Origin of the sequence: Azospirillum picis (assembly GCF_017876115.1) — a bacterium.
Taxonomy (GTDB): Bacteria; Pseudomonadota; Alphaproteobacteria; order Azospirillales; family Azospirillaceae; genus Azospirillum; species Azospirillum picis.
This window is the reverse complement of record NZ_JAGINO010000014.1, coordinates 126,218-139,296: the sequence shown is the minus strand read 5'-3', so window position 1 is coordinate 139,296 and position 13,079 is coordinate 126,218. Positions and strand designations below refer to the sequence as shown.

The 13,079-nt window shown below is 69.2% G+C and carries 11 protein-coding genes; all 11 read right to left on the bottom strand.

Annotated elements, in window-relative coordinates; translation table 11 throughout:
- Positions 1-202: 202 nt before the first annotated feature.
- Positions 203-1,672, bottom strand: a complete 1,470-nt coding sequence (locus J2850_RS18740) for a nickel-dependent hydrogenase large subunit (protein WP_307354429.1) — start codon at positions 1,670-1,672, stop codon at positions 203-205.
- 4 nt (positions 1,673-1,676) lie between these two features.
- On the bottom strand, positions 1,677-2,687 hold the full coding sequence (locus tag J2850_RS18735) for an NADH-quinone oxidoreductase subunit B family protein (protein ID WP_209984531.1): 1,011 nt from the start codon (positions 2,685-2,687) through the stop codon (positions 1,677-1,679).
- Complete coding sequence (locus tag J2850_RS18730) at positions 2,684-4,039, bottom strand: PAS domain-containing sensor histidine kinase (protein ID WP_209984527.1); 1,356 nt, start codon at positions 4,037-4,039, stop codon at positions 2,684-2,686. Before J2850_RS18730 ends, J2850_RS18735 begins: the two co-directional genes overlap by 4 nt.
- A gap of 48 nt (positions 4,040-4,087) precedes the next feature.
- The gene (locus J2850_RS18725) at positions 4,088-5,359 is read right to left on the bottom strand and encodes a multidrug effflux MFS transporter (RefSeq protein WP_209984524.1); all 1,272 of its coding nucleotides are present in this window, start codon (positions 5,357-5,359) and stop codon (positions 4,088-4,090) included.
- A 4-nt stretch (positions 5,360-5,363) separates the two neighbouring features.
- Positions 5,364-5,570 carry a DUF1656 domain-containing protein gene (locus J2850_RS18720; RefSeq protein WP_209984521.1) on the bottom strand — a complete coding sequence of 69 codons (207 nt, stop codon included), beginning with the start codon at positions 5,568-5,570 and terminating at the stop codon, positions 5,364-5,366.
- Positions 5,567-7,648, bottom strand: coding sequence for an FUSC family protein (locus J2850_RS18715; RefSeq protein ID WP_209984518.1), 2,082 nt, complete (start codon positions 7,646-7,648; stop codon positions 5,567-5,569). The genes J2850_RS18720 and J2850_RS18715 overlap by 4 nt, the downstream gene beginning before the upstream one ends.
- A gap of 10 nt (positions 7,649-7,658) precedes the next feature.
- Positions 7,659-8,579 (bottom strand): efflux RND transporter periplasmic adaptor subunit, encoded by a 921-nt coding sequence (locus tag J2850_RS18710; RefSeq protein ID WP_307354430.1) that lies wholly within the window; start codon positions 8,577-8,579, stop codon positions 7,659-7,661.
- Between the two features lie 63 nt (positions 8,580-8,642).
- Entirely contained in the window at positions 8,643-9,095 is a 453-nt protein-coding gene (locus J2850_RS18705; RefSeq protein ID WP_209984515.1) for a MarR family winged helix-turn-helix transcriptional regulator, read from the bottom strand.
- Between the two features lie 193 nt (positions 9,096-9,288).
- Positions 9,289-9,462 (bottom strand): hypothetical protein, encoded by a 174-nt coding sequence (locus J2850_RS18700; protein WP_209984512.1) that lies wholly within the window; start codon positions 9,460-9,462, stop codon positions 9,289-9,291.
- Positions 9,459-10,589 carry a PepSY-associated TM helix domain-containing protein gene (locus J2850_RS18695; RefSeq protein WP_209984511.1) on the bottom strand — a complete coding sequence of 377 codons (1,131 nt, stop codon included), beginning with the start codon at positions 10,587-10,589 and terminating at the stop codon, positions 9,459-9,461. Before J2850_RS18695 ends, J2850_RS18700 begins: the two co-directional genes overlap by 4 nt.
- A gap of 40 nt (positions 10,590-10,629) precedes the next feature.
- Positions 10,630-12,813, bottom strand: a complete 2,184-nt coding sequence (locus J2850_RS18690) for a TonB-dependent siderophore receptor (RefSeq protein ID WP_307354431.1) — start codon at positions 12,811-12,813, stop codon at positions 10,630-10,632.
- Positions 12,814-13,079: the final 266 nt, after the last annotated feature.

The following is a 13,079-nucleotide window of genomic DNA, read 5'->3' as shown; positions in this document are numbered from 1 at the left end:
TGCGGCCGCCGGCTTTCGGCGCTTCCGTGAGCGCGGACGCAGTTTGGGGGCTCGTCGAAAGCTCGCTCATCCTCTTGCACAACCGGCGGAGGCGTGGGTTTCCAGCCATCACCGACTGGACCGCTTCCACGCAAGATGTGTCCAGCCTCGCCGCCGGAACTGCGGAGAGACACTCTTAAGCCATTGATTCTGAACAAAAATCCTAGTGTACGGTACAGACCATGCAGGGATCGAAGGACCTGACGATGTGCTGGACCGACAGCGGCGTGCGTTCGCCGTCCAGCACCGGTGCACCCACCAGCGCCTGCTCCAGCGGACCTGGAACGCCGTCGATGTCGCGGGGCGAGAAGTTCCAGGTGGTGGGGGCGATGATCTGATAGCCGGCGATCCGCCCGCCTTCGATCCGTATCCAGTGGCCGAGGGCGCCACGCGCCGCTTCGGTCAAGCCGGCGGCCATCGCTTTCTCCGGCAGGTCGGCCCGCGCGTACCAGGGGCCGGACGGGTCGATTGCGCGCAACCAGCCCTCCATGGCGCGGGTGGTGCGGGCGAGTTCGAGCAGGCGGGCGACCACCCGGCTGCGCACCGATCCTCCATCCTCCGCGACCAGGGCGCGGACCAGCGGCTGCCCGTCCACCAGTTGGCGGGCGATTGCTCCGGTTTCGTAGGGCAGGCCGCCCAGGCGCGGCGCCTTGCACCAACTGTAGCCGTCCTCGTCGGAACCGTCCGGCACCGTCGAGCCGGCGAAGGGCGGATGCGGGCGGTCTTGCCCGGCCATGCGGCTGAAGCGGTGATGCTCGACAATGGCATCGGTATCGAGCGGCGCGTCCTGCCCGTCGACGACGGTGCCGCGGCGATAGAGGTGGCCCCCCTCGGCCTGCGGATAGGCACCGTAGCTGAGGAAGCGGCCATAGGCGCGGCCGAGATGGGCAAGGTCGAGATCTTCGGCAATCTCCAGGAACAGGCGGAAATCGCCCTCTGGGCCGCTTTCCCGCCATCGTGCCAAATCCTCCGGCGTCTCCAGCCGGCCGACATGGTCCAGCGGCGCGCCGAAGAGGCTGTCTTCGAGGAAACGCCGGAAGGCCCCGACGGTCGCCAGCAGCCGCACCCGGTCACGGGCGTCGACCGCGCGGGTGACGCCGCCGGGCTGGATGGTCAGGGTGTGAGGCCACTTGCCGCCGAGGATGCCCAACACGTGGAACAGCTCCGCCCGTGCCGCCATCGCGCCGCGTACCGCCCGGCCCTGTGCCGCCTTGAAGCGCGCCTCCGTCCGCGCGAACCAGGGCCGGGAGGCATAGCCGGCGCGGGCGAAGTCGGGCATGAAGAACAGGTGGAAATGGGTCAGGTGGTCGGCGATGTTCTCGGTCGCCGCCATCAGGTTGGCGGCCAGGATGCCGTTGCGCGGCGCGGCGACCCCCGCGGCGCCGGCCAGCGCCAGGGCGGCGGCATGCGACTGCGAGACAGAACAGATGCCGCAGATCCTGGGCGCCACCACCAGGGCGTCCAGCGGCTCGCGCCCTTCCAGTATGCGTTCGAAACCGCGGAACAGCGGCGAGTTCACGTAGGCCGCCGATACGGTGCCGCCGCTCACCTCCAGCCGCACCTCCAGGTCGCCCTCGACCCGGTTGAACGGGCCGACGATCAGGCGGCGCTTGTCCTGCTGGCCGTCGCTCACCGCGTCAGCCTTTCCGCGTGGGGCGGATCGTCGGCGGCACGACGATGCGGTCGGCCGCGGCGTTGCGGCGCACGCGCTCCGGCGTCGCCGCCTTGGCGAGGGAGGCCAGCGCCACGAACCAGGCCTTGGGCATGTCGGTCGGCAGGCCGATCGGGATGCCGGCGAATTTCGGCGTCTGCTGGAAGGGATGCCCCGGTTCCTCGAAACCCGGCGCGGTGCAGTTGATGCAGGCGTATCCGCCGCGGGTGCAGGACCCCTCGCCGTTCCACAGGCGGGTGTTGCAGTCAGCATGGGCCTGGGTACCGAGGCATCCCAGATTCTCCATCAGGCAGCCGAGGTCGGACGGCTTCTCCGCGCTGGCTTTGTACTCGTAATACTCGTTGCGCGGGCAGCCATGGTGGACCAGGTGATCGGCATAGAAGCGCGGCCGCTGGAAGGCGTCGAGGTCGCCCGCCGACAGGGCGCCGTCGGCGATCAGCATCAGCGTCTCGGTCACCCAGTTGGGATGGGTCGGGCAGCCGGCGACATTGACGACCGGCATGGCGCCGCGTGCCCGGAATTCCCTGCCCAGTGCCCCACCGGGCCGGCTGCCCTCATACTGCAGGCCGCAGGCATCGGCGATGTTTTCTCCGCCCGCGGTGATCCCGCCATAGGCGGCGCAGCTCCCGACGGCCACCACCGTGCCGGCGACCGCGGCGAGATCGCGCGCCCACGCGATGGTCGGACGTCCGGTGCCGGCCAGCAGATGGAAGCGCCCGCTGCCGTTCGGCCCGCGCAGCAGCGCCCCCTCGACGCACAGCACGTCCAGCGGCTCGTCGCCCGCCAGGATCCGGTCGAACAGCGCCAGGACCTCCTCGCCGGTCTCTTCCGACAGGCTGGGATGCCAGAGCAGCCGGATGCCGGCGGTCTCGAACAGCGTCGCCAAGTCCGGGGATTCGGCGCAGAGCAGCGACATGGTGCAGCCGCCGCAGCCGCCCGACTGCAGCCACAGCACCGACAGTGGACGCCCTCTCATCGTGCCGCCCCTTCCTTGTGCCCGGCGGCCGGCAGCGCCAGGGTGAACAACGCCCCGCCATCGGGATGGTTGCCGGCCGACAGGCTGCCGCCATGGTCCTTGACCAACTGGTAGCTGATCGACAGGCCGAGGCCGGTGCCCTTGCCCACCGGCTTGGTGGTGAAGAAGGGATCGAAGACGCGTTCCAGGATCGTGCCGGGGATGCCGTGGCCGGTGTCGCGGATGGTGACGACGACGCGGCCCGCCTCCTCCCGCCCATGGAGCTCCAGCCGCTTGACCGCCGCACCTGCCATGGCGTCGATGGCGTTCTGCACCAGATTCATCGCCACTTGGTGCAGATGGCCGGGATGGCCGGCGATGTCCAGCGCGTCGGGCAGGTCGAAGGCGACGACGAGGTCCGGCATCTGCGCCTTGGCCACCCAGGTGACGGCCGACCGCAGGAGCGCCGTCAGGTCGAACCGCTCGGAGGCGTGCTTCTGCTCCGACGAGAAGCGGCGCAGTTCGGCGACGATGTCGCGCACCCGTTCGGTGCCCTCCAGCATGCCGTCCAGCGTGGCCCCGACATCCGCCCGTGCGCGGTCGATCCGCAGTTCCTTGCGCAGGGCCGTGAGGTCGCCGTCGGCGGTCCCGCCATGGACCGCGTCGAGATAGGCGGTCAGCCGGTCGACGTAGCGCCGCATGGCGTGGGCGTTGCCGTAGACGAAAGAGATCGGGTTGTTCAGCTCGTGCGCCACCCCGGCGACCAGCCGGCCGAGCGACGCCATCTTCTCGGAATGGACGAGCTGCTGCTGGGTCTGCTTCAGCCCCTCATGCGCGGCGGCAAGGTCGCGGTAGGCGCGGCGCAGCTCGCCCACCGGCCGGCCGACGAGCACCAGCCCGATGGCGTGGCCGCGCTGGTCGTAGCGCACCGTGCTGTTGACCGCGACGGGGAAGGGGCCGGTCGGGCAACGCAGCGACAGCTCGACGTCGCTGCCGCCCTCGCGCTGCAGGGCGGCAGCGCAGAGGCGGGCGAAGGCGGCATGAGAGGAGGAGGCCAGGAAATCGCGCAGCGGCCGGCCGGTCAGTTCGGCGCCGGTGCAGCCCAGCGCCCGCTCCGCCGCCCGGTTGGTCTGCTCGATGCGGCCGTCGCGGTCGCAGGCGATCAGGACGTCGGTCATCGAGCCCAGCACGCTGGCGATGAAGGCCTGGGCCTCCTCCAGCTCCGCGTTCTTGCGCTCCAGCTCGACCTGCTGCGCCACGAGGTTGGCGTAGGTTTCGTCCATCTTCCGGATCACCTCGATCCAGGCGCTCTCGGCGTCGGCATCGGGGAGCATGCCGGGGATGGAGAAGGGCTGCGACAGCGGGACGGTCATGGCGCCCAGACTAGCACGCCCCGCCGGCGCGCGTCGGGCGAAATCGCCTCAGACTGGTGCGCCCGCCTCCTGCCGGCTGCGGCTGCGCTCGGCGACATGGAAGGCGGTCTGTGCGATGAGGCCGGAGGCGGTGAGGACCAGCGCCGCGGCCAGCGCCGGGTTGCCGCCGATGCCGACCGCCGCGGTGCAGAGCGCCCCCACCGCCATCTGGGTGCAGCCATAGAGGCCCGACGCCGAGCCGATGACCCGCGCGTTGACGCCGAGAGCACGGGTCAGCGCCATCGGTGCCGCCGTGCCCATTCCCAGCGCGAAGACGAACATCGGCAGAACCGTCAGCACGGGTGTCAACTGTCCGGACAGCGCCACCGCCAGCAGCGCAAGGGCGGCAACCAGGCTGAGGAGGTTCGACAGGATCATCACCCGCCCGATCGGCGCCCGCGAAACCAGCCGGCTTGCCAGCATGCTGCCGAGCCAGATGCCGAGGAACAGCACCGCCAGATGGAAACCGATCTCCTGCGGCGGCCTGTGCTCCTGTTCGACGACGATGAAGGGGGCGGCGGCGATGAAGGCGTAGAGGGAGGTGGTGGCGAAGCCGCCGCCGACCGCATAGCCGAGGAAGGCGGGCGACAGCAGCAACGACCGGTAGTTCCGCCCCAGCGCCGGCAGATCCATCCGCCCGGCCCCGCCGCCGGTCTCGGGCAGCAGGCGCCAGGTGCACAGGAAGTTGACGAGCCCGAGCCCGCACAGCGCCACGAAGATCGAACGCCAGCCGAGGCTGCCGGCCAGCAGGCCGCCGGCGATCGGCGCCAGCCCCGGCCCGACCGTCACCATCAGGTTCATCAGGGCCAGACGCCGCGCCGCGTCGTGGGGCGGCGACACGTCGCGCACGATGGCGCGGCCCAGCACCAGCCCGGCGCAGCCGCCCAGCGCCTGGAACAGCCTGGCGGCGATCAGCGCGTGGACGCCGGGCGCCAGCGCCGCCGCCAGGCCGGCCGCCGTATAGAGGACCAGCGCAGCCATCAGCACCGGCCGCCGTCCGAAGCGGTCGGCCAGGGGACCATAGACGAGCTGCCCGAAGGCCAGGCCGAGGACGTAGAGGCTGACGGTAAGCTGCATCGACGCGATGCCGGCGCCGAGGTCGGCCGCGGCGACCGGCAGGGCCGGCACGAAGATGTGCATCGCCAGCGTGCCGCTGAAGGTCAGCAGGGCCAGCAGCCACAGCGGCACATGGGGGCGTGGCGGTGATGCCGGGGTCAGTGGCGGCACGGCGGCGCCGGCCGCCTGTGCGGGCGGGGGACGCCCATCGGTCGCGATGCTCATCAGATCATCCCAACTGCGACCACAGCGCCGCGAGCCCGCTCAGCACCACGACGTAAAGCGCGAGGTCGAACAGCGGCGCATGCCAGATCCAGCGGTAGCCACCGACCGTCCTGACCACCCGGCGCAGCAGCGCGGATACCGCCCACGCGACGATGGCGAGCACCAGAAGCGGAGGAAGAAAGAGTCCGTAGATGTCGATTTCGCCGATCATGCGCTTGCCCGCCGGGAAAGTGTCGCCGTCTCCGACGGCTGCGGTTCCGTAAGAGCCGCGGTGGGGAACAGGCTGCGCCGCAGCGCCGCCAGGGCCACCACCGCGCGATCCCGCTCCGAACAGGGCGCGAGCCGGCCGATGGCGCCCAGAAGCTCGTCCATGCAGCCGAGAAGCGTCGACGGCGGCGGCTCCGGCCGCTGGGCGGACAGCGTGCGGAAATGGCTGGCGACGCTGCGCAGCAGCCGGTCGAGCAACGGACTGGCACCGGGGCCGAGGACCGGGCGGAGCCGTTGCAGCTCCACGACGTTCAAGCCCGCCCGCAGGTCGCGCACGGCGTCGATCGCGTCCTCGTCGACCCGCGCCTGCGCCAGACGGGCCGACAGCAGGCCGACCCGGTCCAGCATGCGGCTCTCGAAGCCGTCCTGCTCCGGCACCGAGCGGGCGGAGGCGAGGTCGGCGATCTCGCGCCAGCCCGCATGCAGCAGGCGCCGTGCGCTCCAGGCCGCGCCGACCGACCGGCACAGGCGGGTGACCAGCATGGCGGTGATGATGCCGGCCACCTGTCCGGTCGTGCTGTTGATGAAGGAGGCGAAATCGCCGTTGCCGGTGTCGAGCAGGCTCAGCGTGCCGCCGAGGCCGAAGATCATCGCCATCGCCTTGCCGAACACCGCCGGCTGGGCGACGAACATGCCGAGCGTCACCAGGGTCGGCGCCAGGCACAGCACCAGGATCGGGAAGCTGTCGAAGGACGGCAGCACCACGAGCAGGTAGAAGGCGGAGATCGGAACGGAGGCCAGCGTGTAGGTCAGGAACTGGCGGATGCCCGGCACGGGGTCGTCGAAGGAGGCGAAGAAGCAGGTGAAGACCGCCGTCATCATCGCCGCGGCCGATCCCGAAGACCAGCCCGTCAGGATCCAGAAGGCGCTGACGACGCCGATGCCCAGCAATGCCGCCGCCCCCGACCACAGCGCCATGCCATGGTCGGTGTGGAACACCCCGCGCGAGCGCTTGCGGGCCAGCGGATCGAGGTGGTCCGGCAGGGCGTGGTCGCCGGTGGCGATGTGGGCCCTGAGGTCGCGGCAGTCGCGGTGGATCTCGAGGAGCGAGCGCAGCCGGCGGAACAGGCTGAGCCGCGTGGCCGGCCCCCAGGCGGCTCCCGCGCCGGCGGTCACCTGCCGCGCCTCGTCGGCGGCCATCCTGTCGAGCCGGGCGAACAGCCGGTCGGCCTCCGCCGGGTCGGCATCGGCGCCGGCGGCGATCCAGCTCCGCACCTCGGCCAGCACCGGGGTCACCCCGGACGGCAGCAGGCCGTCGGGACCGCGCAGGGAGGACAGCCGGTCGAGCACCGCGGTCAGCACCGGCAGCAGGTAGACCATGCGGTCCTGCAGGGCGCGCAGCGGCCGCGTCATCCAGCGCAGGTCGGAGGTGTCGTAGGGCAGGTGGGTGGTCATCACCCGCAGCTCGGTGACGTCGCTCGCCATCTTGTGGCGGTCGCGCATCCGGGCGTCCGTTCCGGCATCGTCCAGCGCGTCGAGCGTCCAGCGCTCGGCGTCGCGCAGCGCGGCATCCAGCCGCTTCAACAGGACCGGGCCGATGCCGCGCGGCAGCACCACGCTGTGGATCAGGGTGGCGCAGACGATGCCCAGCAGGATCTCCTCAACCCGCGCCAGCGAGGTGTCGAAGATGACCTCGGGATCGGCGACGCCGGGGAAGACGATCAGGCCGGCGGTGTAGCCGGCGAGCATGAAGGTGTAGCTGCGCGGCGTGCGGTCGAGCAGCGAGATGTAGAGGCAGCCGCCGACCCACAGCCCGACCGCCAGAACCAGCAGTTCAGGCGCATTGACCATCGAGACGGTGAGGACGACCGCGGCGATGCTGCCGATGACGGTGCCGCTCACGCGGAACAGCGCCTTGGAGCGTACCGTACCCGACAGCGGGCTCGAGACGACGTAGGCGGTCAGCATCGCCCAGAACGGACGCGGCAGGCCCATGCCGAAGGCGACATAGAGCGCCAGCATCGCGCCGGCGAAGGATTTCAGCGAGAAGATCAGCTCGTCGAGCGTCGGGGCTTTCGGCATGGCGTCGCGCTCACCGGCCGGCCGGCAGCTCGGCCACGTTCGGGGTGGAGCGGTCGGCCTTCGTCCTCACGGCGACGGTGGCGGTCCGGCCGGCGACGAGCTGGAGGTCGTCCGGCACATCGTCCAGCGCGATGCGCACCGGGATGCGCTGGGCGAGCCGCACCCAGTTGAAGGTCGGGTTGACGTTCGCGACCAGCCCGGAGCCTTCGGTGCGGTCGCGGTCGACGATCGCACGGGTGATGCTGTCGACATGGCCGCCGAGTTCCGCGTCCATGCCCATGATCCGCACCGACACCGGGGCGCCGGGCTGGATGCGGGGCAGCTTCGTCTCCTCGAAATAGCCCATGACGTAGAAGGAGTGCCTGTCGATCAGCGCCACGACCGCCTGGCCTGCCGCCACGTAGTTGCCGGCCTTGAGCTGCAGGTTGGTCACATAGCCGTCGACGGTGGACTTCACCTCGGTCCGGCCGAGGTTGAACTGTGCCAGGTCGAGCGCCGCCTCGTTCTGCTTGGCCGCCGCCGCCGCCTTGGCCATCGCCGATGCCACCTCCTGCCGCTGCGCGGTGGAGACCACGTTGTTGCCGAGCTGCTCGTAGCGCCTGGCCTCGGCGGTGCGGTAGGCGAGTTCGGCCCGCGCGCTGTCCAGGTTCGCCTGGGCCTGTTCCACCGCCAGGCGGTAGCGGCCGGGATCGACGACGAACAGCACGTCGCCGCTGTGCACGAGCTGGTTGTCGGTGACGCGGACGTCGGTCACCAGCCCGGCGACGTCGGGAGAGACCTGCACGATGTCGGCACGCACCCGCCCGTCACGGGTCCACGGCTCGTTCATGTAATAGTCCCACAGCCACCAGCCGCCGGCGGCTGCCGCGGCGGTCACCAGCAGGGTTACGGCAATCCGGGAGAATCCCCGAAGCAGGGAAGAGAATGTCACGGTCTTGGTTCCTCGATCGCCGCAACGCGCATCGCCGTTCAACGGACGGCGACGGCATGCGGATCAACCCTGTTCGCGTTTCGCGTTGATCTCGATGGTCGACAGCACGCGGTAGCAGGCATCCACGTCGTCCGCGGTCGCATCGGCCATCAGCCGCTGCCGGACGTCGTTCAACGCCTCGTTCACCTGCACCAACAGGTGACGGCCGGCGGCGGTCATGTGCAGGGTCTTGGCGCGGCGGTCGCACGGGTCCTCGCGGCGTTCAACCAGCCCCGCCGCCTCCAGCCCGTCGAGCAGCCGCACCAGCGACGGCCCCTCCACCGCCATCTCCTCCGCCAACTCGCGCTGTCGCAACCCGTCGCCGAGTTCGGCGAGCAGCATCAGCGGCGTGATGGCCGAGCTGGAGAAACCGCTCTCGGCCAGCACCTTGTTCGCCGCGCGCCGCCACAGGTGGGAGGCGCGGAACAGGTGCAGGCCGAAGTTCGGCGGAAGGCGAAGAGGCTTATCTTGTAGCATCCCTATCTAATAGGTTTGCTATCTAAATTCGGCAAGCGGCAGGGTGCGGCGGCCGGTGCAACCCTGGTTGCCGCGTTGTGCATTGCGGTGCGGAGCGAGGACGCGGCGGGGCAGGGGATAGGAGGACCGGAGGGGGGCCCGGAACGCGGAAAGCCCAGAGCAGGGCTCTGGGCTTTCCGGACGGCGTCCCGTTTCAGGAGCGTGGCGAGGGCCGCTGCCGCCACAGCTTCACCGCGCAGACCGCAAGTGGAACCGACAGGGCGATCCAGCAGATCCAGTCCCAGGCCCCGTCACCGAGGATCGCCGCGGCCAGCCCGACCGTCGACAGGACGGCGAGGGCGGCGGGAACGCGCCAGATGCCGCTCATGCCTTGCGCTCCGAGAAGGTGGCGGCGGGCGCCGTCCGTGCCCGTGGGCGCTTCAGCCACACCACGAAGCCGGTAACGGTCACCACGCCGGTGATGATGGTGAAGATCGCCCAGATGATCTGCAGCGGCAGACCGCCGTAATCCCCGAAATGGAAGGGACCGGACAGCAGCAGCATGGTGATGTACCAGGGGGTTTCCGCCTTTTCCGCCAGCGTGCCGGTGCCTGCGTCGACCAGGGCGACGCTCAGGATTCGTTGCGTCAGTTCGGTATGGCCGCGGACGCCGACGCTGAAATGGCGTTCGCTTGCATAGCTGTTGCCGGGAAAGGCGATGAAGGCGAGGTCCTTGCCGGGGAAGGCCACGAGGCCCGCTTCCGCCACGCGGTCGACGGCGACCGTCGGCCCGGTGAGCGCTTCGCCGTGGTGGCGGCCGATCATCGCCGCCATCTCCGTCTGCTGCCAATAGCCGATGATCAGCGGCGAGAAGGACAGGATCGCCCCGGTCAGTCCGACCACGAAGGCCCAGACCAGCGTCGTCACCCCGAACAGGTTGTGCAGGTCGATGTTGGCGATGCGGGTGCCGCGGCCGAAGCGCAGGAGGCCGAAGGCCAGCTTCTTCATGAAGGGGCCGTAGACCACCAGCCCGCTGACCGTGCTGACCACGAACAGCAGCCCCATCACGCCGACGAACATCTGGCCGGCGAAGCCGGTGAAGAGGTCGACGTGCAGTTTCAGCAGGAAGCCGGTCACTGTCTCCGTCGGCGGCTTCAGCACCTGGTTCGATCCGGTGAAGGCGTTCAGCACCACCCAGCTCCCGCCCTCGAAATCGCTGGCGCCGGGCGGGCTGAGATAGATGTAGCTCGCGGCCGGGTCCTCCGGATCGAAGGAGATGAACTTCGGCTCCTTCGCCGGGTCGGACTTGTGCGCGATGTCCACCAGGGTGTCGAGAGGCAGGCGTGCCTGCCCCTCCTGGTAGCTGGTGTCGAGTTCCTCCCCCATCAGATGCTGGATCTCGTGATGGAAGACCAGGATCAGCCCGGTGACGCAGAGGATCAGCAGGTTCACGGAGCAGATCAGGCTGGTCCAGCGATGGACGAGGCGCCAGCCCCGCAGGCTTGCAGGCGTCATGTCGGCTTCCTTTGCCGGGATTGTGGGGGAGGGAAGGGGGTCACCAGCGATACCGCAGGCCGGCGGTCACCGTCCGCTCGTAACCGTAGGCGCACCAGTCGCCGTAGTAGCAGGAGGCGACATACTCCTTGTTGAACAGGTTCTTGGCGTTGACCTGCAACTCCGCCCCCTGCAGCTTGGCGGACAGGGCGCCGAGGTCGTAGGACACGGCGGCGTCGACCAGGGTGAAGGACGGCACCTTGAAGCTGTTCGCGCTGTTCATCGTGCTGCCGGTGAAGCGGAGCCCGCCGCCGACGCTCAGCCCCTTGAGCGCGGTGTTCTCCGGCATGTGGTACATTGCCCAGGCCGACGCCTGGTGGCGCGGCACCGCCGCGAGGCGCTTTCCTTCCAGGCCGCTGTTGTCCTTGGTGTATTCGGTGTCGAGGTAGGTGTAGGTGCCGATGACGTCAAGATTCGCGGTCACGCCGACCCGCGCTTCCAGTTCGACGCCGCGCGACCGCGCCTCGCCGGTCTGGATCGAGAAGCCGGGGTGCGCCGGGTCGGTCGTGGTGAGATTGCTGCGGGTGAGGTCGAAGACGGCCGCGGTAAACAGGCTGTTGAGGCCGGGCGGCTGGTACTTGACGCCGATCTCGTACTGGGTCCCTTCCTCCGGTTTGAAGGGCGTGCCGGAGGCATCGGTGCCGCTGATCGGCGTGAAGGACTCGGCATAGCTGATGTAGGGGGCGATGCCGTTGTCAAAGACATAGGTCAGCCCGGCGCGGCCGGTGTAGGCCTGGTCGAACTGGCGGGAGTCACCGAAGACGCTCTTCGCCTTGGTTTCCGCCCAGTCGCGGCGGCCGGCCAGCGTGAGGATGAAGCCCTGCCAGCGGATCTGGTCCTGCAGGTAGACGCCGTACTGGCTGCCGTCGACATCGGTGCGGCTGGCCGGCGGCGGCGTGATGGCGATGCCGTAGACCGGCGCGAAGACGTCGAGCGACGGTCCCGCCCCGAAGCCGGCGGTGTAGTGGCCGTCGACCCACTGCGCATCGACGCCGGCGAGCAGCGTGTGCTGGACCGGTCCGGTGGAGAAGCGCCCTTCGACCTGGTTGTCGATCGCGTAGGCGTTCATGGCCTCCCGCGAGGTGGCGACGCCGCGGAAGAGGGTGCGGTTGTCGGGTGCCATGCCGTTGGCATAGACGCTGTCGTAGGCGACCTTCTCATGCAGCCAGCGGCCGTTCAGCCGGACGCTCCACACATCGCTCAACCGCTTGTCGAAGGCGTAGCCCACCGACGACTGGCGGCGGTCGAACTTCTCGAAGTTCGGGTCGCCATCATAGAAATCGACCGGGATCTTGCCGAACGGGATGTCCAGCACGGTGCCCTGCGGCGGGACGCCGCCGTAGGAATTGGCCTTGGGGTCGCGCTGGTAGAAGCCGAGCAGCGTCAGGCTGGTGTCGGCGTCGGGGCGCCAGGTGAAGGACGGCGCTAGCGCGATGCGCTCGTTCTCCGTCATGTCGATCTGGCCGTCCTCGCTGAGGCCCACCGCGGTAAGGCGGTAGAGGAACTTGCCTTCGGCGTCGATCGGGCCGGAGAAGTCGGCGGTGCCGCGGTAATGATCGTTGGTGCCGACCTCGAAGCCGAGTTCGCGCACGGGCGTCGCGCTCGGGCGCTTGCTGGCCTGGTTGAGCAGGCCGCCTGCCGGTGCCTGGCCGTAGAGGACGGAGGTCGGACCCTTCAGCACCTCGACCCGCTCCAGCAGGTAGGGATCGATCTGCGACGAGGCGTAATAGAGCGACTGGAGCTTCAGCCCGTTCAGGTAGGTTTCCGCGTCGAAGCCGCGGACCTTGAGCTGGTCGTAGCGCGAGGCCACCGCGCCGCGGGTCTCCGCCGTCACGCCGGCGGTGTAGCGCACCACCTGGTTCAGCGACTGCGCGTTCTGGTCCTGGATCTGGTCGCGCGGGATGACCGAGATCGACTGCGGCACTTCGATCAGCGGCGTATCGGTCTTGGTGCCGGTCGCCTGCTGGTTGGCGACGTAGCCGGTCACCGGCGTCAGCGCGGTTTCTCCCTGGCCGGTGACCGTCACCGCCGGCATCTGCACCGACGCTCCCGGAGCGGCGGGCTCCGCCGTTTGTGCCGCCGCCATCGACGGCACCATGAAGCCGCTCACCACAACGGCCCCGAACGCCTTGACCCCGAACGCTTTCCCGCGGGACGGCGTCGCGTCCTCAACCCGTTTCTGCACTCTTTTCCCCCTGAATCGCAAATGCGAGTCATTCCTAAGATGAACGCCTTTTAATGCAAACGATTCTTAGTTTCAATGCTAAGATTCAATATTTCCATAATGTAGATTATGTGTTTTTATCTGTACGCGCGAAGCTGAGATGCCAGTCCACTGCGGCGCGGAACCATCAGGCTTCCCACAGGTTTCCGATGGGCAGAACAAGGGGCGGTCTGGAAAAGATGCTTCTGCTTGGCATCGGTTCATAGAGAGTCATCGCTTTTCACAAG